The organism is Streptomyces sp. NBC_00203, from assembly GCF_045206325.1.
Lineage (GTDB): Bacteria > Actinomycetota > Actinomycetes > Streptomycetales > Streptomycetaceae > Streptomyces > Streptomyces lutosisoli.
The window spans coordinates 6,291,566-6,314,685 of record NZ_CP108126.1; the positions used below are offsets into that span (position 1 = coordinate 6,291,566).

At 70.6% G+C, this 23,120-nt stretch carries 20 protein-coding genes and 1 riboswitch; of the genes, 9 read left to right on the plus strand and 11 right to left on the minus strand.

From position 1 onward, the window contains the following. Positions 1-156 precede the first annotated feature (156 nt). Positions 157-1,383, minus strand: a complete 1,227-nt coding sequence (gene fahA, locus OG975_RS28185; protein ID WP_406332181.1) for a fumarylacetoacetase — start codon at positions 1,381-1,383, stop codon at positions 157-159. Between the two features lie 228 nt (positions 1,384-1,611). Here fahA and OG975_RS28190 point away from each other — a divergent pair, with 228 nt between their 5' ends. Together OG975_RS28190 and OG975_RS28195 are read left to right on the plus strand one after the other, a co-directional pair. Next, on the plus strand, positions 1,612-2,883 hold the full coding sequence (locus tag OG975_RS28190; protein WP_406336504.1) for an ATP-grasp domain-containing protein: 1,272 nt from the start codon (positions 1,612-1,614) through the stop codon (positions 2,881-2,883). 28 nt (positions 2,884-2,911) lie between these two features. Then, positions 2,912-4,153 carry an FAD-dependent oxidoreductase gene (locus tag OG975_RS28195; RefSeq protein ID WP_406332182.1) on the plus strand — a complete coding sequence of 414 codons (1,242 nt, stop codon included), beginning with the start codon at positions 2,912-2,914 and terminating at the stop codon, positions 4,151-4,153. Positions 4,154-4,200: 47 nt separating this feature from the next. Here OG975_RS28195 and OG975_RS28200 read toward each other — a convergent pair whose 3' ends face one another. Further along, the gene (locus OG975_RS28200; RefSeq protein ID WP_406332183.1) at positions 4,201-4,797 is read right to left on the minus strand and encodes a hypothetical protein; all 597 of its coding nucleotides are present in this window, start codon (positions 4,795-4,797) and stop codon (positions 4,201-4,203) included. A gap of 380 nt (positions 4,798-5,177) precedes the next feature. Here OG975_RS28200 and OG975_RS28205 point away from each other — a divergent pair, with 380 nt between their 5' ends. Next, on the plus strand, positions 5,178-5,990 hold the full coding sequence (locus tag OG975_RS28205; RefSeq protein ID WP_406332184.1) for an HAD family hydrolase: 813 nt from the start codon (positions 5,178-5,180) through the stop codon (positions 5,988-5,990). A gap of 34 nt (positions 5,991-6,024) precedes the next feature. Here the strand turns inward: OG975_RS28205 and OG975_RS28210 are convergent, their stop codons facing one another. From OG975_RS28210 to OG975_RS28225, 4 genes are all read right to left on the minus strand, one after another. After that, entirely contained in the window at positions 6,025-6,792 is a 768-nt protein-coding gene (locus OG975_RS28210; RefSeq protein ID WP_406332185.1) for a transglycosylase SLT domain-containing protein, read from the minus strand. A gap of 3 nt (positions 6,793-6,795) precedes the next feature. Continuing rightward, positions 6,796-6,952, minus strand: a riboswitch (cyclic di-AMP (ydaO/yuaA leader). A 269-nt stretch (positions 6,953-7,221) separates the two neighbouring features. Continuing rightward, complete coding sequence (locus tag OG975_RS28215) at positions 7,222-7,551, minus strand: hypothetical protein (RefSeq protein ID WP_406332186.1); 330 nt, start codon at positions 7,549-7,551, stop codon at positions 7,222-7,224. Positions 7,552-7,584: 33 nt separating this feature from the next. Next, complete coding sequence (locus tag OG975_RS28220; protein ID WP_406332187.1) at positions 7,585-9,582, minus strand: CocE/NonD family hydrolase; 1,998 nt, start codon at positions 9,580-9,582, stop codon at positions 7,585-7,587. A gap of 10 nt (positions 9,583-9,592) precedes the next feature. Further along, positions 9,593-11,110: a peptide MFS transporter gene (locus OG975_RS28225; protein ID WP_406332188.1), complete on the minus strand. Its 1,518-nt coding sequence runs from the start codon at positions 11,108-11,110 to the stop codon at positions 9,593-9,595. Between the two features lie 252 nt (positions 11,111-11,362). On the opposite strand from OG975_RS28225, the gene OG975_RS28230 reads away from it, so the two are divergent. The 5 genes from OG975_RS28230 to OG975_RS28250 all read left to right on the plus strand — a co-directional run bounded on the left by OG975_RS28230 (position 11,363) and on the right by OG975_RS28250 (position 16,977). Further along, the gene (locus OG975_RS28230) at positions 11,363-12,373 is read left to right on the plus strand and encodes a polyprenyl synthetase family protein (protein ID WP_406332190.1); all 1,011 of its coding nucleotides are present in this window, start codon (positions 11,363-11,365) and stop codon (positions 12,371-12,373) included. 134 nt (positions 12,374-12,507) lie between these two features. Then, positions 12,508-13,533 carry a CHRD domain-containing protein gene (locus OG975_RS28235; RefSeq protein ID WP_406332191.1) on the plus strand — a complete coding sequence of 342 codons (1,026 nt, stop codon included), beginning with the start codon at positions 12,508-12,510 and terminating at the stop codon, positions 13,531-13,533. A gap of 242 nt (positions 13,534-13,775) precedes the next feature. Then, entirely contained in the window at positions 13,776-14,996 is a 1,221-nt protein-coding gene (locus tag OG975_RS28240; RefSeq protein WP_406332192.1) for a LolA family protein, read from the plus strand. A 33-nt stretch (positions 14,997-15,029) separates the two neighbouring features. Then, positions 15,030-16,085: an ABC transporter ATP-binding protein gene (locus tag OG975_RS28245; protein ID WP_406332193.1), complete on the plus strand. Its 1,056-nt coding sequence runs from the start codon at positions 15,030-15,032 to the stop codon at positions 16,083-16,085. Then, the gene (locus OG975_RS28250) at positions 16,072-16,977 is read left to right on the plus strand and encodes an ABC transporter permease (protein ID WP_406332195.1); all 906 of its coding nucleotides are present in this window, start codon (positions 16,072-16,074) and stop codon (positions 16,975-16,977) included. Before OG975_RS28245 ends, OG975_RS28250 begins: the two co-directional genes overlap by 14 nt. Before the next feature lie 19 nt (positions 16,978-16,996). Here the strand turns inward: OG975_RS28250 and OG975_RS28255 are convergent, their stop codons facing one another. Then, positions 16,997-17,572: a flavodoxin family protein gene (locus OG975_RS28255; RefSeq protein ID WP_406332196.1), complete on the minus strand. Its 576-nt coding sequence runs from the start codon at positions 17,570-17,572 to the stop codon at positions 16,997-16,999. A 102-nt stretch (positions 17,573-17,674) separates the two neighbouring features. Further along, the gene (locus tag OG975_RS28260) at positions 17,675-20,332 is read right to left on the minus strand and encodes a hypothetical protein (RefSeq protein ID WP_406332197.1); all 2,658 of its coding nucleotides are present in this window, start codon (positions 20,330-20,332) and stop codon (positions 17,675-17,677) included. Between the two features lie 50 nt (positions 20,333-20,382). Here OG975_RS28260 and OG975_RS28265 point away from each other — a divergent pair, with 50 nt between their 5' ends. Beyond that, positions 20,383-20,937 carry a hypothetical protein gene (locus OG975_RS28265; protein WP_406332198.1) on the plus strand — a complete coding sequence of 185 codons (555 nt, stop codon included), beginning with the start codon at positions 20,383-20,385 and terminating at the stop codon, positions 20,935-20,937. Between the two features lie 37 nt (positions 20,938-20,974). Here the strand turns inward: OG975_RS28265 and OG975_RS28270 are convergent, their stop codons facing one another. The 3 genes from OG975_RS28270 to OG975_RS28280 all read right to left on the minus strand — a co-directional run bounded on the left by OG975_RS28270 (position 20,975) and on the right by OG975_RS28280 (position 23,086). Then, positions 20,975-21,526 carry an NUDIX domain-containing protein gene (locus OG975_RS28270; protein WP_406336505.1) on the minus strand — a complete coding sequence of 184 codons (552 nt, stop codon included), beginning with the start codon at positions 21,524-21,526 and terminating at the stop codon, positions 20,975-20,977. A gap of 88 nt (positions 21,527-21,614) precedes the next feature. Continuing rightward, complete coding sequence (locus OG975_RS28275) at positions 21,615-22,772, minus strand: zeta toxin family protein (RefSeq protein WP_406332199.1); 1,158 nt, start codon at positions 22,770-22,772, stop codon at positions 21,615-21,617. Beyond that, positions 22,769-23,086 (minus strand): hypothetical protein, encoded by a 318-nt coding sequence (locus OG975_RS28280; RefSeq protein ID WP_406332200.1) that lies wholly within the window; start codon positions 23,084-23,086, stop codon positions 22,769-22,771. Before OG975_RS28280 ends, OG975_RS28275 begins: the two co-directional genes overlap by 4 nt. Positions 23,087-23,120 lie beyond the last annotated feature (34 nt).

A 23,120-nucleotide genomic window follows, 5' to 3' on the forward strand; every position in this document is an offset into this window, starting at 1 on the left:
GTGTTGCTGGAGTGTTGCGCCACCTGGGGGTGGGGTGGGGGCTGCGTTGACCTGGAGTTTTCCCGTGTCCTGGGGAAGATCTGCCACCGCCGGGGGTGGTGGTCGGTGCCTGGGGGCTCGGCCCCCAGACCTCCGTACCGCGCTTCGCGCTCGTCCTCAGACGCCGGACGGGCTGATGCGTCCCCTCACCTCGCCCAGGCCCACCCGCGTGCCACCCGGCCCCGGAGCCCACGCCGTCAGTGTCACCTCGTCGCCGTCCTCCAGGAACGTGCGCTTGCCGTCGGGGAGGTCGAGGGTGTCGCGGCCGTTCCAGGTGAGTTCGAGGAGGGAGCCGCGTTCGGTCTCGGAGGGGCCGCTGACGGTGCCCGAGCCGTACAGGTCGCCGGTGCGCAGGGAGGCGCCGTTGACCGTCATATGGGTCAGCTGCTGGGCGGCCGTCCAGTACATGGTGGAGAAGGGGGGCTCGGAGACGACGTGGCCGTTGATGGCGACGGAGATACGGAGGTCGTAGCCGCCGGGATCCTCGGAGGAGTCGTCGAGGTAGGGGAGAAGGGGGTGGGTGCGCGTGGGGGGCGCGACACAGGCGTCCTCCAGGGCGTCCAGCGGGGTGATCCAAGCCGACACCGACGTGGCGAAGGACTTGCCGAGGAAGGGGCCGAGGGGGACGTACTCCCAGGCCTGGATGTCGCGCGCCGACCAGTCGTTGAGGAGGCAGAGGCCGAAGACGTGGTCGCGGAAGGAGGACAGGGGGACAGACGTGCCCATGGCCGACGGGGTGCCGACCACGAAGCCGACCTCCGCCTCGATGTCCAGGCGAATGGAGGGGCCGAAGACGGGAGCGGCGTCGGCAGGGGCCTTCCGCTGGCCCGAGGGGCGGATCACCTCCGTCCCCGACACCACCACCGTGCCCGAACGGCCGTGGTAACCGATCGGCAGGTGCTTCCAGTTGGGGGTGAGGGAGTCGGCGGCGTCGGGGCGGAAGATCTGGCCGACGTTCCGGGCGTGGTTCTCGGAGGCGTAGAAGTCGACGTAGTCCGCCACGTCGAAGGGGAGGTGCAGGGTCACCTCGGAGAGGGGGTGGAGATGGGGTGCGAGGGTCTCCCGGTGGGACGGGACCGTCACCCAGGCCGTGAGCGCGCGCCGTACGTCGGACCAGGCCGTGCGCCCCGCCGCGAGCAGCGGGTTCAGGGTCGGCCGGCCCAGCAGCTCGGCGTACGGGGAGCCGAGTGCCCGGGCCGCCGCGCCCGCGTCGAGTACGTGGTCGCCGAGGCGGACGCCGACGGTTCGTTCCGAGGAGCCGGCCGCGTCGTTCGGGGAGAACACGCCGTACGGAAGGTTGTGCGGGCCGAAGGGATCGCCCTCGGGGACATCGAAGGGGGGCATCGGTTGGTGCCTCGCTTTCGGATTCGTACTCGCCATGTGATCCATGTGTTCCACGCGTTCCATGTGGTCGCGGCACACGTTACGGGGGAGTGACCGTGCTGTGGCAGTGCCTAAAGAGTTCGCAATGTCCGAATAGGCCTTGTCGGACGAGTCAATTCCGGCTTAGCGTCCTTTGGGGGACACGGACGGGGTGGGTCCGGTCCGTAGGGGGGACGCGTGGGGGGACCCGTGGCCAAGGGCTCCAGCAGTGTCCCGGTCGACGCCGACCGGGATGTGCCTGGGCTCATCGTGAAATTCGGCGACTATCCGCTGCACCACGGCGGGGTGGGCGCCATCCGAAGCCTGGGCCGGCTCGGCATACCGATGTATGCGATCACGGAGGACCGTTACACACCGGCCGCGGCTTCGCGCTATCTGCGCCGCGCCTTCGTCTGGCCGACCACCGGGACGGAGGAGCCGGAGCGGCTCGTCGAAGGGTTACTGCGCATCGGCCGTCGCATCGGCAGGCCGACCGTCCTCGTCCCGACGGACGAAGAGGCCGCTGTACTGATCGCCGAACACCAGGACGAGCTGGGGGACCGCTTCCTCTTTCCGCGCGTCGACGCCAAGCTGCCGCGTCGCCTCGCCAGCAAGCAGGGGCTGCACGAACTGTGCGTGGAGCATGGCATTCCGAGCCCCGCGGCGGCCTTTCCGCAGTCGTACGAGGAGATCGTGGCGTTCGCGCAGAGCGCCCGTTTCCCGCTCGTCGCCAAGAACCGCGAGGCGTTCGTGCGCCGCAGCCAGCCGGCGGTGCACGGGACGACGAAGATCGCGACCCGCGAGGGGCTGCTCACGCTCGCCCGGGACTGGGGTGCGCAACCCGGCGTGATCCTCCAGGAGTACCTGCCGAGAGAGGAGGCAGAGGACTGGATCGTGCACGCGTACTTCGACGCGGACTCGACGCCGCTCGCGATGTTCACGGGCGTGAAGGTCCGCTCCTGGCCGCCGCACGCGGGAATGACGGCGAATGCGTACGTCGTCGACAATCCGGAACTCGCGGACCTCGCCGCGCGTTTCATCAAACAGATCGGCTTCAGCGGCGTCATCGACCTGGACCTGCGCTTCGACCGGCGCGACGGACAGTACAAGCTCCTTGACTTCAACCCACGCATGGGCGCGCAGTTCCGGCTCTTCGAGAACGAGTCGGGGATCGACGTCGTCCGTGCCATGCATCTGAATCTGACCGGGCGCAGCGTTCCTGAGGGGGAACAACGCGCCGGTCACCGGTACATCGTGGAGAACATCGACCTGCCGGCCCTGCTCGCCTACCGGCGCAGCGGCTATACGACACCGCACGCGCCGGCTCGCGCGAGTGGTACGGAGCTGGCGTGGCTCGCGGGTGACGACCTGCGGCCGTTCTTCACGATGCTCGCGCGCTTCGTGCGGCCGGGCGCGAAGCATCTGTATCAGCTGTGGCGGACCAACCGCCGCGGCAGCACCAACAGTTCCACCACGAAGTAGACGTAGTACGTCCTGGGGAGGGGACTTCGTGATTCATCCGGTAGCAGTCATCGGTGCCGGGCCATTCGGCCTGTCCACCGCCGCCCATCTGCGGGCGCGTGGTGTTCCGGTGCGTGTGTTCGGCGAGCCCATGGTGAGCTGGCGCGATCACATGCCCGAGGGAATGCTGCTCAAGTCGACCCCGGCCGCGTCCAGCATCGACGCCCCGCAGCGCGGGCACACGCTTCGTGACTACTGCGACGCGGCGGGGATACCGCGGCTGGTCACGGACGAGGACATCATCCCGGTCGAGACGTTCATCGCGTACGGGGAGTGGTTCCAGCAGAAGCTCGTGCCCGAGCTGGAGCGGGTGCGGGTCGTCTCGGTCGACCGCAAGGGCGGCCGCGATGGATCCGGGGGCTCGGGGGGCTCCGGTGGCTCCGGGGGCTTTGAACTCAAGCTGGACTCGGGGGAGTTGTTCACGGCGCGGGCGGTCGTGGTGGCCACCGGGCTGTCCGGCCTCGCCCATCTGCCCGCCGAACTCGCGGGTGCGGCGGCGGACGGGCCCACGCCCACGGGCCCGGTCTCCCACAGCTCCCAGCACCACGACCTGAAGCGGTTCTCCGGCAAGGAGCTCATCGTCGTCGGCGCGGGCCAGTCCGCCCTGGAGACGGCGGCGCTCGCGGCGGAGGCGGGTGCGCAGGTGCGGCTGGTGTCCCGCGGCAAGGGCGCCGTCGACTTCGGCGCGCCGCCGTGGAAGCAGCCGAAGCTGCGCCCCGAGTCGCCGTTCGGCCGTGCCTGGTCCCTGTGGGCGCTGAGCTACTACCCGCAGCCCTACCGCTACCTGCCCGCCCAGGCCCGGCACTTCCTGGTCCGCCGGGTGCTCGGGCCGCTCGGTGCCTGGTGGCTCCGGGACCGTTTCGAGGGCAAGGTCGGCGTCCGCGAGGTCTTCCGGATCGTTCGCGCCGGGGCCACCGACGGCAGCCCCGTGCTCTCCGTCCAGACCCACGGCGGCAGGGTCGAGGAACTCTCCGCCGACCACGTCATAGCCGCGACCGGCTACCGCGTCGACATCGCCGCGATGGACTTCCTCGGGCACGAGTTGCGTACGGAGCTGGGGGTGAGCCGGGGCACGCCCAAGCTGGGCGCCGGGTATCAGTCCTCCGTGCCCGGGCTGTACTTCACGGGGTTGCCGGCGGCGGCTTCGTACGGGCCGGTGATGCGGTTCGTGTGCGGGACGGAGTTCGCTTCACCGCGGTTGGCGAAGCATCTGGTGGCCGCGCACGGGTGAGGCCGCACGGCTGAGGGGCGCCGCCCGTCGGCCGCCGCCCCTCGGCGTCACGCCGACTTCTGCCAGGCCAGGTAGTCGGTGATGAGCTCCGGTGGGTTGGCGGCTTCGGTCGCCTCGATCTCCCAGCCCGGGCAGTCCATGTCGAAGACCACGACGGGCAGCGGGCGGCCGAAGACCTTCTCGATCAGGCCGCTCGCGTGCAGGTGGCGGGCGAGGTCGACGCAGGCGTCGTAGAAGTGGAGCCGGAGCAGGTCGGACCTGGCGTCCAGCTCGTCCTCCTCTTCCTCGGGCAGATCCATGGTGAGGAAGTCGTACTCGCCGTCGAACCAGATCCTCAGCCCCTTGACCTCGTTCACGTACAGGGGGCTTCCGGTGGGGTCCTCGGGCACGTTGCCGAGCATCTCGAAGCCGTCTAGCAGCCAGCAGGCGTAGTTCCAGCGGGCCTCTCCCGGGTCCTCCGGGTAGGTCTGCTGCTCGTACTGGGTCTCGGTGTTGTACCCGATGGCCACGTACGGGTGGCGATCGTCGCCGTCGATTCGCCAGATACGGAAGGAGAGGGCGTAGATCTCGGGCTTGAGGGCCTCCGGGAAGCGCCGGATGACGTCTTCGGCGGCGGTTCGGAGGTGTTGCCGGAAGGGGGTCACCGCGTGGCGTCCGGGAAGAAGGCGGCCTGGGTGACGGTGAGTTGGGTGACGGTGAGCTGGGGGCCGACCGAGCTGCTGTAGCCGCTCTCGGTCCACTTGTCAGGCTTGAGGTTCATGTGTCTCCCCGCACTCTCTCGATGAAGGCCGGCGGCTCTTGGGGCGTCAGGGCCTGCGCCCGGATCATTTCACCCCGCCAACTCCCCGCCCCCACCGACCACTTCACCGTCCTCCTCTCCGCGCCCCCCGAGAGGTGCTCGTGCTGCCCGAACCGGCCGCGCTGTCCGCGCCGCCCGTGCGGTGAACGGCGTTGCGGACGGGATACCGGACGTCGTCCGGTTCACGCCGGGCCGATGTGTCGTTCGATCCGTATTCTTCGGATCATGGCCGCTCCGACTGCATATTCACTCATCGCCACTGACCTGGACGGAACGCTGCTGCGCGGCGACGACACACTCTCCGACCGGTCGCGGGCCGCGTTGGCGAGAGCCACGGCCGAGGGGGCCCGGCATCTGGTGGTGACGGGACGGCCGGCGCCGAGGGTCCGACCGCTCCTCGACGAACTCGGCGGCGAGGGGCTGGCGGTGTGCGGTCAGGGGGCGCAGTTGTACGACGCCGGGGCGGACCGTCTGCTGTGGTCGGTGACCCTGGACAGGGAGCTGGCGGAGACGGCGCTGGGCAAGATCGAGGCGGAGGTCGGGCTGCTCTACGCGGCGGTGGACCAGGACGGCGTGGACGGGCTGACGCTGATCGAGCCGGGGTACGTGATGCCGCATCCGACACTGCCGGCGGTGCGGGTGCGGCGGCGCGACGACCTGTGGACGGAGCCGATCAGCAAGGTGTTGCTCCGTCACCCGTCCTTGTCCGACGACGAGTTGGCGTCGGCGGCGCGCGGAGTGGTGGGTTCCCTGGCGACGGTCACCATGTCGGGGCCGGGCACCGTCGAACTCCAGCCATGCGGCGTGACCAAGGCGACGGGGCTCGCCCTCGCCGCCGAACACCTCGGGCTCGGCCCCGCCGCCACCCTCGCCTTCGGTGACATGCCCAATGACATCCCGATGTTCGACTGGGCCGCCCACGGCGTCGCCATGGCCAACGCCCACCCGGAACTCAAGGCGGTGGCCGACGAGGTGACCTTGTCGAACGAGGACGACGGGATCGCCGTGGTGCTGGAGCGGCTGTTCGAGGCTCGTTAGGCCCGGCCGCGCCGACACCCCCGTCGAGGACTGGTCAGTAGGCCCCGTTGACGTTGTCGATCGAGCCGTACACCGCCGCCGCGTAGTTGCAGGCCGCCGTGATGTTCGCGACCGGGTCGTAGGGGTTCGTCGAGGTGCCGGCGACGTGGTAGGCGTTGAAGGTCGGGTCGATGACCTGGAGGAGGCCCTTGGACGGGGTACCGGCGGCGGCGTTGGAGTCCCAGTTGTTGATGGCCAGGGGGTTGCCCGAGGACTCGCGCATGACGTTGCGGTAGATGCCGTTGTAAGTGCCCGGAATGCCCGACTTGGCCATGATGTCCAGGGACTGCTTGATCCAGCCGTCGAGGTTGTTGGCGTACGTCGTGGTGGAGGCGGGGGTGGCCTTGGTCGCCGCGGACTTGGCGGTCGCCGTGGTTGCCTTCGTCGTCGAGCTCGACTTCACGGTCTTCGTGCCCACCGTCAGCGTCAGGCCCGGGCGGATCGCAGCCGGGTTCGCGCCGATGACCGCACGGTTCGCTTCGTACAGCTTCTTCCAGCCGCCGCTCGTGGGGTTCTTCTGCGCGATCGTGGAGAGGGTGTCGCCCGCGGCCACCTTGTAGGTGAGGAGCTGGACGTCCAGGGTCGTGGTCGCGGCGGTCTTGGCGACCTGCGCCACCTGTGCCGCCTGTGTCGGTGTGGCCGCGTGCGCGCCGGTCGCGCTCACGAGGGGGAGTGCGAGCGCGGCTCCGCTCGTGCCGACGGCGACCATGCCGCGGGTGAGAGTGCTGGTCTTCGTACGGCGGTGCTTGCCTCGTGCGGGCATGGCGATTTTCCTCTCCGGTGCCTGCGAGGTGAGCTGTCGGGTTCGGGCGGGAGATGCCCGGCCGCGCTGTGGACGCGGCTTCACCCCTAGCCGAACCGGGGTCCGGATCGGCGGCTTACCTGGGTCCCCCGCTCCTGCCGTGCGTGGGTGGGTGGGGTTTCCGGGCGGCGGCAGGATTCGGCGTTCCGCTCGGATCGGGGCGAACGTATGCGAGAGCACATGTCGGGAACAAGACCTGATGTCGCAGTGAAGATCGCTTTAGCCTGGATATGGCGAGGGCGAAACGTCCGATTGCGCCGGAATTCGATCCTCAACTTGCCTTTTGCAAAGGGGGAGTCGCCGAGGGGGCTTTGGCGCGGGGTCCGGTCGGGCGTGACCCAATTCACGCGACCAAGCGCAACCAAAGCGGCAAGCCAGGCAACTCGGGCATTACGGTTCGAGCGTCCAGACGGGGGAGTGCCTCGGCGGAGCCGGCCGGACCTCCCACACGGAGAGATCCGTGTCGGGGTCGTCGTCGGGGAGGCGGCCCGCGTTGGGCTTGAAGTAGAGGCCGTAGCCCCAGTATTCGGGAAACTCGTGGCACATCAGGTCGGGGTACGGCTCGAACTGCTGCCCCTCGTATGCCCTGTTGATCCTCGCCACCGCCTCCGCCCGCGAGATCCCGAAGCGCGTGACCATCTCCTGGGCCATCTCACGGAAGTACGCGAGCATGCCCTCGTCGAGGTCCATCAGGAATTCCCCGGTCCGCGATCGCGCCATGGTGCGATCGTTCCCTATGGCGCCCCCGGGCCTCTAGCCCGCGGTTCGGGGGATTCTCCTCTCCCATGTCCGGTGGAAGACCACCTCGTCGCCGTCCTTGCAGATCACCTCGTTGGAGGTGATGAAGTCCTCGGCGTCGCAGGTGATCTCGGACGTCGTGGACACCCGCGCGTCCCACGGCAGGTCCGGTCGGTGGAGGCGGACCGACCAGGTCGAGCGGGCGCGGGCCGACAGGGGATCGGAGGCGTCGATCGTGTACGTCTCCAGCGCGTCCTCGGTGAATTCGAGACCGTCGGGGTACACGCGCGTGCCGCCGTAGCGCGGGTCCACCTCCAGACGCCAGGTGCCGGCGGCCACGTCACGGACGACCAGGCGTTCCGGGCGGGGTTCGTCCAGCGTCGTGGGGACGACGACTCCCAGGGGCTCGGACTGCTCCGGTTCCTCGAACGTGAGGGAGGGTGCCGACTCCCGTGCCCGCAGCGGGAGTTCCAGCGCGCTGCCCGCCGGGTCCAGGGTGAAGCCGGCCTCCGAGCCCGGCTGGGGCCAGATCCAGGGCCAGTACGCCGAGGAGACGGAGAGGCGGATGCGGTGGCCCGCAGGGAACGCGTAGCCGATGCCGTTCAGGTCGAAAACCACGTCCTCCGTAGTGCCCGGTTTCCAGGAAACCGCCTGGTCACGGCCGTAGCGCGCTGACAGGTTCAGTACACCTCGGGTGACGAGCGTCGAGGCTCCGTCGGGGGCCACGTCGCAGAGGCGGGCGATCACCTGGCCCCGGGGGGCCGAGGACGTCAGCCGCAGCCGGACCCGGGTGCGGCCCAACACCCAGGTGTCCTCCGGCACTTCGAACTCGAAGCACGCTGATCTCGCGTCCTCCTCCCGCTGGTCCGGCGGCAGATCCGCGTCGTTCCCGAAGGGGAAGAAGCGGCCCGCGTCCACCCCCGTGTACTGGGGGGAACGGACCAGGACCGGCGCCCCCTGGAGCGCGTACGAGACCGGGGTCACCGAGGGGGAGGGCCAGGCGGGGTCACCCACCCAGCGGCCGGGCAGGGACGGGTACGTCGTCGCCGGGGGGTGCGCGTCCATCACGTACGAGCGGAGCACGGGGGTGGCCATGGCGCCGGTGTCCTTGTCCCGGAGCCAGTGGTCCCACCAGCGCAGGGTCTCCTGGAGGAAGCCGATCGCCGGGCCCGGTGGCAGGCCCCGGTCCGGGTACTGGTGCGACCAGGGGCCGATCAGGCCTCGTACGCGGTCGGGCGGCAGGTTCTCGACCAGGCGCAGCACCGTGTCGCGGTACGGGTCGTGCCAGCCGCCGACCGCCAGGACCGCCGCGCGGATGGCGCCGTAGTCCTCGCAGGCGCTGCCGTGGCGCCAGTACGCGTCCCGGGTCTGGTGGGACAGCCAGGTGTGGACGAACGGGTCGACCGCCTCCAGGCGCTTCACCCACATGTCCCGCCACATCACCTCGCCCACGTGCACCGGGTCCGGCGGGCGGGAGACGAAGGCGAGCATCGTGGCCGCCCAGGCGTGCATGTCGACGGCGAGGACGGAACCTCCCATGTAGTGCACGTCGTTGTCATAGCGGTCGTCCGTCGAGCAGACCGTGACGATCGCCTTGAGCGGCTCGGGCGCGAGGGCCGCGATCTGGAGGGAGTTGAAGCCGCCCCAGGAGATGCCGAACATGCCGACCTTGCCGCTGCACCAGGGCTGGGCGGCCAGCCATTCCACGACCTCCACCCCGTCGGCCAGCTCCACCTGCGAGTACTCGTCCGTCGGCATGCCCTCCGAGTTGCCGTGACCGCGGACGTCCACGCGGACGGAGGCGTAGCCGTGGCCCGCGTACCAGGGATGGCGTTGCCAGTCGCGGGGCGCGGTCCAGTCCGTGAGGCGGTACGGGAGGTATTCGAGGAGGGCGGGCACGGGCTCGTCGGTCAGCGGGCGCCAGATCCGGGCGTACAGACGGGTGCCGTCCGGAAGGGGGATGAGGACGTCCTCGTGAGTCGTCTCGTAGGGGAAGGACGTACGGATGTGCATGAGTGTCACCTCAGTGGACGGGGTGCATCGTGCGGCGCAGCCAAGGGGCGAGCGCCATCACGGCGAGGCCGGCCGCCACCGCGATCGCCCCGTTGACGCCGAAGTACGCCGGCTTGGAGACGTCGTCGTACAGCTTCACCGTCTGGGCCTGGATGCCGTTGGCGAGCGCGAGGGACAGGAACCAGAGGGACATCGTCTGGCTGGAGAAGGCGACCGGGGCGAGCTTGGTGGTGGCGGACATGCCGGAGGTTTCGAGGAGGACGTCGCCGAGGCCGAGGAGCAGGTACGAGCCGACGATCCACCAGGCCGACATCAGGTAGTCGTCGCTCGAGTGGCCGCTGGTCGGCAGCACCATCAGGAGGAAGGACAGACCACCGAGTACGACGCCGATCGCAATCTTGTTCGAGGCGTGCGGCTGGCTGTGGCCCATCCGGACCCAGAGGGCGGCCACGACCGGGGCGAGGCCGACCTCGAAGGCGCCGAGCGCGGAGGCGTACCAGCTCGCCGGGAAGTCGAAGCCGAGGATCGTCGTCTCGGCGTTCGACGCGGCAAGCAGCATCATCGTCGAGTACGCCTGGAAGAGGATGAAGTTGAAGACGGTCGAGGCGAGGAAGAGGACCACGTACGGGCGCAGCCGGCCGCGCTCCTCGGGCGTCACCCGGGGGCTGGTGAACATCACCGTGAAGTAGACGACCGGCGCGATCACCGAGACGAGGGTGAGGAGATCGACGAAACGGCCCATCGTCAGCCAGCCGCCGACCGCGAGGAGCACCGCGAGCACGGCGACCGTCAGCAGGCCCGCGACGATCAGCCGGACGGCGCGGCGCATTCCTTCCGGTGTGAGGGCGAATTCCGCCGTGTGTCTGCGTCCGGCCAGGTGACGGCGGCCCATCACATACTGGATCAGGCCGAACGTCATGCCGATCGCGGCCGCCGAGAAACCCCAGTGCCAGCCCTTGTGGTCGCCGAGCCAGCCGGTGATGAGAGGGCCCGCGAAGGCGCCGATGTTGATCGCCATGTAGTAGAGGGCGAAGCCGGCGTCGCGACGGTCGTCGTCGGTGCGGTAGAGCTTGCCGACCATCGTGGCGACGTTGGGCTTGAGCAGGCCGGTGCCCGCGCTGATCAGGCCGAGGCCCACCCAGGTCATCGTGGCCGTGGGTACCGCCATGGAGTAGTGGCCGCAGGCGATCAGGATGCCGCCCCACAGGACCGCGCGGTACGAGCCGAGCATGCGGTCGGCGAGCCAGCCGCCGGCGACGGAGACCAGGTAGACGAGCGTTCCGTACGCCGCCGACACCGACGCGGCGGTGCCCGCGGCCATGCCCAGGCCGCCGTGGGCGACGGAGTCGGCGAAGTAGAGGACCAGGATCGCCTGCATGCCGAGGAACGAGAAGCGTTCCCAGACCTCCAGGCCGGAGAGGGTCAGCAGGCCCCTGGGCTGGCCGAAGAAGGCGTGGTCGTCACCCGGCGGCGGCTGGCTGCCGGGCTCGGCTTCGACGGTGCTTCGGGCCACGGGCGCCTGCCTCATCGCAAGTCGGTACATATCATGTCGTATCAACTGATCCAGAACATACCGTCCGTGATCCGATACCGCCCGGGCGTAGGGGGGTACCTCCCCCTGGAGCGAAGTCGCGCGAGGGACGGTGGGCGCTCGTGGTGATCGAAACGTGACCGGATACGCTGACTTGAGTGATGGCAGCGACACATCGACAAACCGTGTCATCGACCGAATGATCGACCGAGTTCGCCATGTGATCGTCAGCAGACAGGAGAACCTCTCGTGACCGTCGTCGGGCCGTTCGGGCTGAGCGTGCGGGACCAGGCTCTCGAAGCCGATGTCCAGGCCGGATTGGCGGCTGTCGAGGAGGGTTTGCTCGAAGCCACCAAGAGTGAGGTCCCCTTCATCACGGGAGCCGCCCAACACCTCGTGCGGGCAGGCGGGAAGCGGTTCAGGCCGCTGCTCGTGATGCTCGCCGCGCAGTTCGGTGACCCCTACGCGCCGGGTGTCGTGCCCTCGGCGGTGGTCGTCGAGCTGACCCATCTCGCCACGCTGTACCACGACGACGTGATGGACGAGGCCGAGGTGCGGCGCGGGGTGCCCAGCGCGAACGTCCGCTGGGGCAACTCGGTGGCCGTCCTCACCGGCGACTTCCTTTTCGCGCGCGCCTCGTACATCCTGGCCGACCTCGGGCCCGAGGCCGTCCGGATCCAGGCCGAGGCGTTCGAACGGCTGGTGACGGGGCAGATCCTGGAGACGGCCGGTCCGCGCGACGGGCGCGACCCGGTCGACCACTACCTCGATGTGCTGAGCGGCAAGACCGGCTCGCTGGTCGCCGTCGCGTGCCGGTTCGGCGCGATGATGTCGGGCGCCGACGAGACGGTCGTGGACGTGCTGACGCAGTACGGGGAGCGGCTGGGCGTCGCCTTCCAGCTCGCGGACGACGTGCTGGACATCGCCTCCGACTCGCACGAGTCCGGGAAGACGCCGGGCACGGATCTGCGCGAGGGCATTCCCACGCTGCCGGTACTCCGTCTTCGTGAGCGCGTGGAGCGGCTCGGGCTCGCCGAGGACATCGCGCTGTGCGAGCTGCTCGACTCCGACCTGACGGACGACGCCCGGCACGCCGAGGCGCTCTCCCGGCTGCGGGTCCACCCCGCCCTCGAACAGGCCCGCCGGGACACCGTGCGGTACGCGGAGGACGCGCGTGCGGCGCTGGCTCCGCTGCCGGAGTGCGATGCGAAGGCCTCGCTGATGGAGCTGGTGGACGCTGTGGTGCACCGGGCCGGCTGACCTGCCGCCCACAGCGTCGGTGGTGTGATCCAGGTCACATGCTTGGATTGAGTCCAGGATCAGATCCATTCCGTACTCATGCCCAGAAGCTGACGCAGGGGGTGTCAGCTGAGATACGGGGAGAAAACAGAATCATGGGATCGAACGCCACGTTCACCACGCGTCGCAAGAGCCTGATCCTGACCGGTGTCGCGGTAGCCGCCGCGGCCGGTGTCGCGGCCGCCGTCATCCCGGCGGTCGCCGCCGGCGGCAGCCACGGCAAGAGCAACGGCATGGCCGGCATGAGCCACTCCGCGCACGACGACCAGACCATCGTCACGCAGAGCGGCGTCATGGGCGGCAGCGGCGGCACCATTCTCGCCACCAGCCTCAACGGCGCCAACGAGGTGCCCGTCCAGGGCGGCCCCGCCGTCGGCGACAAGGACGGCGCGGCGCTGGAGTTCATCAAGGTCAAGGGAAGCAAGGTGTCCGTCGCCGTGACCTGGCGCGGCACCGGCAGGCCGACCCTGCTCCACATCCACCAGGGCGCCAAGGGCACCAACGGCGGCGTCAAGATCGACTTCACCAAGCTGCTCGACAGGATCAAGGGCCACAGCGTCGTCGGCACCGTCAAGGTCGAGGACGCGGCGCTGCTCGACGCGCTGAAGACCGACCCCGGTTCCTTCTACGCCAACCTGCACACCACCGAGTTCCCGGGCGGCGCCGTCCGCGGCCAGCTCCACAAGGTGACCGGCTCCTTCGACTTCCGCAACGCCCTGAACAACTTCCAGGCCTCGGTCGTCAAGGGCAAGCAGATCTACGAGTGCAAGGCGGTCGAGGGCGGCGGCTACGCCTTCGCGCAGCGCGACGTCGCGGCCCTGCTCGGCGGCCACATCGCACACTCGTTCGTGAAGCCCAACTCCGGTACGCCGCAGTGGGTCGCGCCCGACCACAGCGCGGTCACCGGCGCGCTGATCTCCAAGACCCCGAACGGCGCCACGAACATCCCCGAGCTCGACCTCAAGGCCACCCAGTCCGGCAAGCACCGCGGCCTGCTGGCCGGGACGCAGGAGATCCTGCGCCTCAACACCGTGGGCGGCGTCGCCCCGGCCGGGTCCTGCTCGCCGGGCACGATCGTGGGCGTGCCGTACCAGGCGGACTACGTGTTCGTGCAGCGCTGAGCCACGGCTGGAGCAGGGGCGGCGTCTTTCCCGTACAACGACCCTTACGGGTCAGGGGAGGCGCCGCCCTCTCACGTCATACCGCAGGAGTACGTGGAGTTGAGTCCGGGGTCTGACGCTTCTCACGGGCCGATTTGGTCAGATTGGTAGCACCACTCCTCACCGGTTCGGGTGAGAATGGCGGCTCGGGGTGGAATGTGCAGGGACGGTAAGCCGCCGCCGACGACGGAGGTAAGGCACACATGGCACCGTACGCATCCGACGACAGCACGAAGGCCGACGAGGCCGAGGACGTGCGCGCCGGCCGACGCAAGGCCGCGCGTTATGTCGTCCCGGTCGCGGTGGTGGGGGTGGCGGCGGCGACCATCGGGCTCGTCCCGGCGCTCGCCGACTCCGGTGACCCCGACCTGCCGAAGATCACCGCGCAGCAACTCATCGAGAAGATCGCCAAGTCGGACGTCCAGCAGCTGTCCGGCACGGTCAAGATCAGCACCGATCTCGGACTGCCCAGCCTGGGCGGCCTGGAGAGCGGCCTTCTGTCCGGCGCGGCCAAGGGCGACGGCGGCTCCTCCGCCGACCCGCAGTCCAAGCTCCTCGAACTGGCTTCCGGCACGCACACGCTGCGCGTCGCCACCGACGGCCAGGACAAGACCAAGATCTCCCTCCTGGACAGCGCCGCCGAGTACAGCCTCATCCACAACGGCAGCGACGTATGGGGGTACGACAGCAAGTCGAACGAGGTGTACCACTCGACGGCCACCAAGCCCGAGAGTACGAAGGAGAAGGCGCCCCAGGACGCTCCGGCCACGCCCGGGGAACTCACCGACGAGGCCCTGAAGTCGGTCGACGACACGACCTCCGTGACCGTCGACGGCACCGCGCAGGTCGCGGGCCGTGACGCGTACAAGCTGCTCATCAAGCCGAAGCAGTCCGGCTCCACGATCGGCGCGATAACCGTCGCGGTGGACGCGAAGACGGGGCTGCCGCTGAAGTTCACGCTGACCCCGGCGAGCGGCGGCGCGGCCGTCGTGGACGCGGGCTTCACCAAGGTCGACTTCGCCAAGCCGGCCGCGTCGACGTTCGACTTCACTCCGCCGAAGGGCGCGAAGGTCACGGAGGGGGACAGCGGCGAGAAGGCGTCGGAGTCCGCGCCGAAGCCCGGCGAGGACTTCTCCAAGGGCGGCCTCGGCGGCCTCGACGCCCTCAAGACGCTCGGCAAGGGCTGGAACTCCATCGCCGAGTTCGACACGGGCGGCCAGGGCGTACCGTCGGGCTCGTCGTCCGGCAACAGCGACGTCTCCGGCTTCCTCGACTCCCTCGGCGACCACGTCACCGGCAAGTTCGGCTCGGGCACGGTCTACTCGACCCGCCTGGTCAACGCGCTGATCACGGACGACGGCAAGGTGTACGCCGGTGCCGTCACCAAGGACGCACTGGTGAAGGCGGCCAACGCGGCCCAGTAAGTCCCGTACCGGCAGACCGAACCGAGGGAGCCCATGGAGGAGCTGTCCGCCGCCGAGCGTGACTCGGCGGGCGACACGGGAGGCACCGGCACGGTGTCCGTCGAGGAGACGGTGGCGGTCGGGGAGTCCGTGCCGATCGGGGAGTCCGTGCCGGTCGAGGAGACCGTGATCGCCACCCGTGCGCTCACCAAGCGCTACCGCGGCGGACAGCTCGCCGTCGACGGCCTGGACCTGACCGTCCCGGCGGGCAGCGTCTTCGGCTTCCTCGGGCCGAACGGCTCGGGCAAGACCACCACCATCCGCATGCTGATGGGCCTGATCGAGCCGACCTCGGGCACGGCGCGCGTCCTGGGGCAGCCCATGCCCCGGGCCACCCGCGCCGTGCTCCCGCACGTGGGCGCCCTGATCGAGGGCCCCGCCCTGTACGGCTTCCTCTCCGGGCGCGACAACCTCATCCGGTACGACTCCGCCGACCCGACCGCCGACCCGCGCACCCGGCGTACGCGCGTCGCGGCCTCCCTCGACCGGGTCGGCCTCACCGCCGCGGCCGGCAAGAAGGCGAAGGCGTACTCCCTGGGCATGAAGCAGCGGCTGGGGCTGGCCGCCGCGCTGCTCCAGCCCCGCCGGCTGCTTGTCCTGGACGAGCCGACGAACGGCCTGGACCCCCAGGGGATGCGGGAAATCCGTTCCCTGGTCAGGGAGCTGGCCTCCGACGGCACGACCGTCTTCCTCTCCTCGCACCTGCTCGACGAGATCGAGCAGGTGTGCACGCACGCGGCCGTGATGGCGCAGGGGCGGCTCATCACGCAGGGGCCGGTGGCCGACCTCGCGGCGGGTGCGCGCGGCCGCCTCGTGGTGACCACGCCCGACCCGGCGGACGCGGCCCGCGTCCTGAAGGAACAGGGTGTGGCCGATGTGGTCGTGGCGGAGGAGCGGGTGACCGGGGAACCCCCGGACCGTGAACTGGCCGAGGTGAACGCGGCGTTGGTGGCAGCCGGGGTCCGCGTCCGCGGCTTCGGGGTCGAACGGGCCTCGCTGGAGGACGCGTTCGTGGCGTTGACGGGGGAGGGGTTCGATGTCGCGGGCTGAGGTCCAGGTCCTTGAGGTCCTCCCGGATGCCGCGGTCAGGCGCGCGCCCAGCCCGCTGTGGACGTTCGGGCTCTTCCGCAGCGAGCTCGTCACCACTTTCCGGCGCTGGCGGACGATCGCGCTGCTCGCCGTGCTCGCGGCCGTACCGATCCTCATCGGCGTCGCCATCAAGATCGAGACGAGCGACGGCTCCACGGCGGGCGGTGGTGGTGGCGGCGAAGGGCCGGCGTTCATTGCGCAGATCACCAACAACGGCCTGTTCCTGGTGTTCACGGCGCTGGCCGCGACGCTCCCTTTCTTCCTGCCGATGGCGATCGGCGTCATCGCGGGCGACGCGATAGCGGGCGAGGCGAACGCCGGAACGCTCCGCTATCTGCTGGTCGCCCCCGCGGGCCGCACCCGCCTCCTCCTCACCAAGTACGCGACCACGATGACGTTCTGCCTGGTCGCGACCCTCGTGGTGGCGGCCTCGGCACTGGCGGTGGGTGCGCTGCTGTTCCCGCTGGGCGAGCTGACGACGATCTCCGGAACCCGGATCGGCCTCACCGAGGGACTCGGACGCGCCCTGCTCATCGCGCTGGTCGTCGCCGCGTCACTGATCGGCGTCGCCGCGCTCGGCCTGTTCATCTCCACGATGACGAACAGCGGTATCGCGGCGATGGCGACGACGGTCGGGCTCCTCATCACCATCCAGATCCTCGACCAGATCCCCCAACTGCACGCCCTCCAGCCGTACTTCTTCTCCCACTACTGGCTGTCCTTCGCCGACCTCATGCGCGACCCGGTGTACTGGGACGACCTGGTCCGCAACCTCGGCCTGCAAGGGCTCTACGCCGCGGTGTTCGGATCGGCGGCGTGGGCGCGCTTCACGACGAAGGACGTCACGGCGTAGGCGCGTCCGGGGAAGCCCCCTAGTGCGGGAAGCGGGCGAGCGGCGGCTCCTGTGCGAAGAAGGTCTTCGCACGCGCCAGAGCCTCGGTGTCGTCCAGTACGTCGCCGGGCTTGCTGCCGTTGCCGAGCAGGACCCCGCCGAAGCGCATGCCCATGTAGGCGGCCGAGTGGTTGAGGGTGCCGATCAGCGGGTCGGCGACCACCGGCTCCTCGTCCGCCATCGCGGTGACGCCCCAGAGGGTACGGCCCGCCAGCGTGGCCTTGAAGTCGACGCCGGGGGTGCGCAGCCAGCCCGACCAGTAGTCGAGGTAGCGCTTGGTCTGGGCGGACACCGAGTACCAGTACAACGGCGAGACGATGACGATGTCCGTCGCCGCGAGCGTCGCGTCCAGCAGCAGGCCCTCGTTGCCCTCGGTCGGGCGGGCGTGGTCGCTGTCGTGGCGCAGGTCCTCGAAGTCGGGCAACGGGTGCGCGGCGAGGCTCAGCCAGTGCTGCTCGACGTCTGCGGGTAGCTGTTCCGCGGCCTTGCGGGCCAGCAGTTCGGAGTTTCCGTCGGGGCGGCTGCTGCCGAGTACGAACAGGAAGTGGCGGGTCATGGGTCCCCCTTGAATATACGGCGTACGGCGACTACATGCGCAAACAATATATGCGTACGCATGCAGTCGTCCAGCGGGTCACCTCGCGGCGCGTGTGCGGGGTCACCGCCCGGGCGCGCCACCCCCGCCGCCCGGCTGCGGGGGCCGAGCGATACGCGGGGGCTGCCCGGGTGTGGCGGGTCCGGGCGCCGAGCCGGAGACAGGGCCGCCGGGGGTGGCCGAACCCCGGGCGGACTGGCGGCGGGCGGCGCTTGCGATGGGGTTGCCGGAGCCGGGCGTCGCCGGGGCGCCCGTCGCGGGGGCGGCCGTCGTCGAACCGGCCGGCGTGGGACCGGTCGGTGTCGAACCGGCCGGCGTGGGGCCGGCCGAAGCCGGACCCGTCGGTGCGCGCCCCGTCGCTGCGGGCCCCGTAGGCGTCGGGTTAGGTGAGGCCGGTGTCGTGCTCGGACCCCCCGGGCCGCCCTCCGCCGCGCGGTGTCTGGCCAGGTGGGAGCCCTGTAGAGCGGTCGCCATGAAGCCGGCCGAGACGTTGCCGCTCTCCGCCGGGGCCGTCTTGGGGTCGAGGGCGGTCAGGCGGGCCATGTCGTCCTGGGAGAAGACGTTGCCGGGGAGCATGCGGGAGGCCGCGCCGGTCACGTCGACCGTCTGCTTCTGGCCGGCCGCCTCGAACTCCAGGCGGTAGCCCAGGTACTGGCGGTCCTTGTCGAAGAGAAGCTCGCCGCGGACCTGGCCGCCCGACTCGCGCGCCCAGGACTCGACGGAGTCGAGGGCGTGCGGGAGCCGGGAGACGCGGCCGAGGCAGGCGACGTACGCGTCCCCTTCGATGCCGAGCGAGCGGCCCTGGTCGTCGAGGGCCGCGACACGCACCTGGCCGTCGGGCGCCGTCACCGTCCCGACCTCGCCGAGGCGCCGGTCGGAGTAGGTCACCAGGCGCCCGTCACCGCCGTGCTCGGCGTCGTGCGCGCGCCGCAGCGCCGTGTACTGGGCGTCGTTCTTGAGCACGAACGGCGCGTCCTTGCCGACCATGGACACCTTCGCGTCCGGGTTGGCCTGGAGGATGATCTCCGCGTTGGCGATGGCCGCGCCACCGACCCCGGCGATCACCCACTCGTTCGCCGCCCGCGGGTTGTAGTCGCCGTCGCCGACCTCGTCGCCCATGAGCACGCGGCCCGGCGCGGCGGCGACGGCCCGTTCCCAGGCCGCGGTCGCCCGGAGGGTCTCGGCGGCCCCGGTCACCCGCGGGTCGCCGGCGGAGCGGAGGGCGTCGGCGACCCGGGGGTCGGCGAGCGCGTCGAGCGACGCCGCGGCGCGGCCCTCGCCCGCGGGCAGCGAGAGCAACTGGTCGCGCGCCCGCAGTGCCTCCGGCGTACCCGCCGCGGTGAGGTGCTCCGCGAGGACGCCGGTGGCCTCCGGCACGGTCGGCACCTGGCGGTTGGCCCCGGGGATGATCTCGGGCGGGATACCGGTGGCGACGAGCGGGGACCCCTGCACCTCGACCTTGACCGGGGACGAGCCGTCGGCCGGGGTGATCTCGGCGATCAGCCGGCCCTCCGCGCCGATACCGAGCCCGGCGCGCCCGTCCACGAGAGGGCCGCGGGCCGCCGCGGTGTCCTCCCAGAGCTGCAACGCCGGCAACGGCACCCGCTGCTGGGGGTCGGCGAACTGGTACGGGTCGCCCATGCCGCTCTGCCGCAGATGCCGCACCTGGTCGGCGGACTGCACGATCGCCTCGATGGGGTCCACGTGCCACCGCCCCCGCGCGTCCACCAGCAGGACGTCGGGATCGCGCCCGGCGAGCGCGGCACCGCCGCCGATCATGATCTGGCGCTGCGGATACCGGCCCTCGGGCAGGGTGGCCTGCTCCGCGCGCAGCGCGTCCAGCGTCCGGCCGCTGAGCGCGGTGCGCTGCTCGGCCACCTCTGCGGCGGCCCGCGCCAGCTCCTCGCGGGGGATCGGCGTCCCGTCGGCGCGCAGACCGGGCATGGGGAACGACGGGTTCGCACCCAGCGCGGACACCTGAGTGCCCCGCGCCTGTGCCTGTGCCTGCGCACGCGCTTCGCCCAGTGCCCGGGCGTCCTCGGCCCCCAACCGCTCGATGGGCACGGCGAGTTCGGCCATCGCGTCACGTGCCGGTTCCCGCAGATGGGGGCGTGCGATGTCCAGTCGTACGTTCGCCGTGTACTGCTCGACGGAGTGCGCGGCGGTGTCGTGGGCCGGGGAGACGGGCCGCAGACCCGATTCGTCGATCAGTGCGGAGAACCGGTCGTGGGCCTCCCGGCGCTCGGGGGCGCCGGCCGACGCGTCGTTCATGCGCGTCGCCAGGTAGTTGAACTCGCCGACCCGGCCCAGGTCCTCCTCGGACAGCCGCGGACGCGCGGGCAGCGTGGCGCCGCTCGCCAGCAGGTTCTCCCGCGGCGCCGTGCCGTTCACGGCGGCCCGGTCGCGTACGGCGAGCAGTTCGCCGACCTCGCGGCTCAGCACCTGGCCGAGCCGCTCGGGCGGCAGCCGGTCGGAGAGCTGCATCACATAGCGGTCGTACGTGGTGTTGGTGAAGGTCCGCGACAGGCTCCCCTCGGGCAGCGGGGCCGTGTCCAGGCGCAGCTCCAGCCGCTTGCCCGCGGTGTCGTTCAGCGCGAAGAAGCGCCGCCCGCCTTCTTCGACGAGGTCTCCGCCGCGCAGCCGGTCGGCGTACAGGTCGCGCAGCACGGCGGGCAACGCCGCCTCGGCCTCGGCGAGCAGCCGTCTTTCGTCGGTGCTCACGTTCACTGACGTTCCCCCGTCCAGCGTCTTGATTCCCGTAGGATCATGACATGTTGATCGCTCGTTCCTTGCAGGAAGCGCACCTCTACATGGACCTCCACGCCTGTGTGTGCGGCGCGGAGGAGTTCGATCGGCAGCACCGCCTGGAGGACCGGGACGGGGTCCTGGTCACCGTGTACGAGGGCGTGTGCCCGCAGTGCGGTCGTACGCGCTCGTTCGAGTTCGCGCTCGCCGGCGAACAGCCGCCCGCGCCCCCGGTGTTCGGCGGCCCGGAGCCCTCGCGGATCATCGACCCGGGCGAGTTCGTGTGGATCGGCGACCGGGTGTCGACCGAGTCGGGGCTGCGGCTGCTGAACACACCGCTCGCCGAGCACCGCGAGATCCGTCCGGCCACCGCGTACGCGATCGCCGCGTTCGAAGAGGTCGCCAAGTTCCTTCCGGAAGGCGCCGACCGCATCCCCGAGGAGCGGTTCACCTCCGAGCGCGGGCGCGAGGTGTACGCCAAGGACCCGACGCGGTTCACGCGCAAGGAGATCGACGCGGCGCTGGAGCTGAAGCGGAAGATCCTCGCGGACATCGACCGGTTCAGCCCGCCGCAGGGCTGAGTGGCGCAGGGCTGAGGGCGCTCCCGGGGCCACCCGGTCAGGCACCCAGCAGCGTCGCCCACGCACCCTGCTCCAGCAGCAGGGCCATGACCCCGACCAGCGTCGCGCTGCTCACGATCTCCCGGCGGGCGATCATCCCGGGAATCGCGGCCAGCGGGATCCACTCCAGCCGGTCGGACTCGTTGCGCTCGGTGGGCTCGCCGATCCGTGTCGCCCCGTCCGCGCGGAACACGAAGTGCTGGGAGTCGGTGATCCCGTTCGCCGGCTGCGCGTACATCAGCTCCCGCATCGATTCCGGGCGCCATCCCGTCTCCTCCTCCAGTTCCCGTGCGGCGGCCTCGACGGGCCGCTCGCCGTCCTCGACCAGTCCCATGGGCAGCTCCCAGGCCCAGGTGTCCGTGACGAAGCGGTGGCGCCACATCATCAGGACCCGCCGGCGGTCGTCGACGGCCGCCGTCACGGCGAGGTCCCGCAGGCGTACGACGTGGTAGTCGCCGCGGGTGCCGTCGGGCCGTTCGACGTCCAGTGAGCGCAGCCGCACCCATGGCGTGTCCTGGAGTGTGTGCTCGCCGTGGACGGTCCACCGCATGTCGGTCCTGCCTCCGCTCACTTCTCGAATTTCCCTGTTTTCAGCACCCTGGTCTCAGCACCCTGGGATTTCTGGGTCCCAGGGCCGCTCACCTCGCGGGTCCGCCGCCCCCGCCCTGTACTTGAGCCGGCCGGGGAACGCGCGGTGCCGTCGCGGGCGCGGCGTTGTTGGTGGCGGCGCCCGCGACGGCGGCCGTACCCGAGCCGGAGCGGATCCTGCTCGCGGCGGCCGTACGGATGGTGGCGTCGTTCTGCTGGAAGGCCGGTGACGCCTCGACGGGGCCGCCCGTGCGGACGGCCGGCCCCTGACCGGTGGCCTGACCGGTGGTGGGCGCACCCGTTGCCGTCGGTACGCCGAAGTTCCCCCGCTCGGACGTGATCAGCCCCGTCGCGAGTCTGCTCTCCACCAGTTTCTCCGCGTTCTCCCGCCCGATGGAGAAGCCGCGCCCCGAACCGCTCTGCGCGTAGATGTCCTTGATCAGGCCTTCGGGAGCCATGCGCCCGCCGTACCAGTCGCGGCCCGCGTCGAACTCGGCGCGTCCCTGCTGCCAGCGGTTCGCGTTCTGGGCCAGGCACTGCTCGACAGGCACCTCGACCGACAGCAGGACGCGCTTGTCGTAGCCGTCCTGGCGCAGGTCTTCGAGGAGCTTCCCGGTCCGGTCCCCGTCACGCAGGGCGGTGTCGTAGAGGAGGTTGTGGCCCTCGGACCTGGCCCACTGCTCGACGACGCCCAGGAGGTACGCCGATTCCCGGTGGGTGAGCGAGGCCATCTCGGACGGTGAGACCTGTCGGCCGTCCGGCAACTCGCGGGCCTGCGGGTCCAGCTGAGGAGCGCCCCCGTGCTCGAAGATGGCCACCTTGAGCTCATCGGGATCGAGGACCACGTAATCGCGTACGTCGACACCGTGCACCTCGGCCAGCGAGCGCCCCAACTCGCTGTCCTGGCCCTGCCATTCGGCCAGCCCGCGCAGTGCGCCGCCCTTGCCCGAGCCGGGCGCGCCCGCGGTGAACATGGCCGCGTGGCCGTCGCGGGGCAGCCCCTCGCAGCGGGACTTGAAGTCGTCGAGGATCGCGGCGTGCATGCGTTCGCGCTCAGGGGTCCAGAGCACTCCATCCCGGAACTGCCCGAAGGTGTCCCGGTCACTGGGTCCCAGATCGCCGCCGAAGGAAATGCGGCCCTGCAACTCCCGGTACAGAGTGCGGTATTCGGGTGCGAGTCCGGTCTCCGGCCCGTGGTCGGATGTCATGACCGCCGCCCCTTCCGGCCGGTCCGGCCCGTCCGGTCCGCCCGGTCGATGCGGCGCTGGATCTCCTCCACGTCCTCGCGCGTCAGCTGTCCGAGCAGGCGGGCCGAGGCCACCACCAGCATCGTGTTGTCCTGGTGGCTCGGCTCGGTGTGCCCCTCGTCCACCTCCTCCTCGGCCTCGAAGGGCCAGGAAGCCACGGTGGCGATCATCTGCTCGCGCGCGACCAGTCCGGTGGCGTAGAGCCCTAAGTAGGCGCGGAGGGAGGGGGTGGTGGTCGGGTCGCCGGTGGGGGCGACGCGGGGGATGTCGGTCATGAGAGGTGGTTCCTCCTTGTTGGGGGGAGGGGTG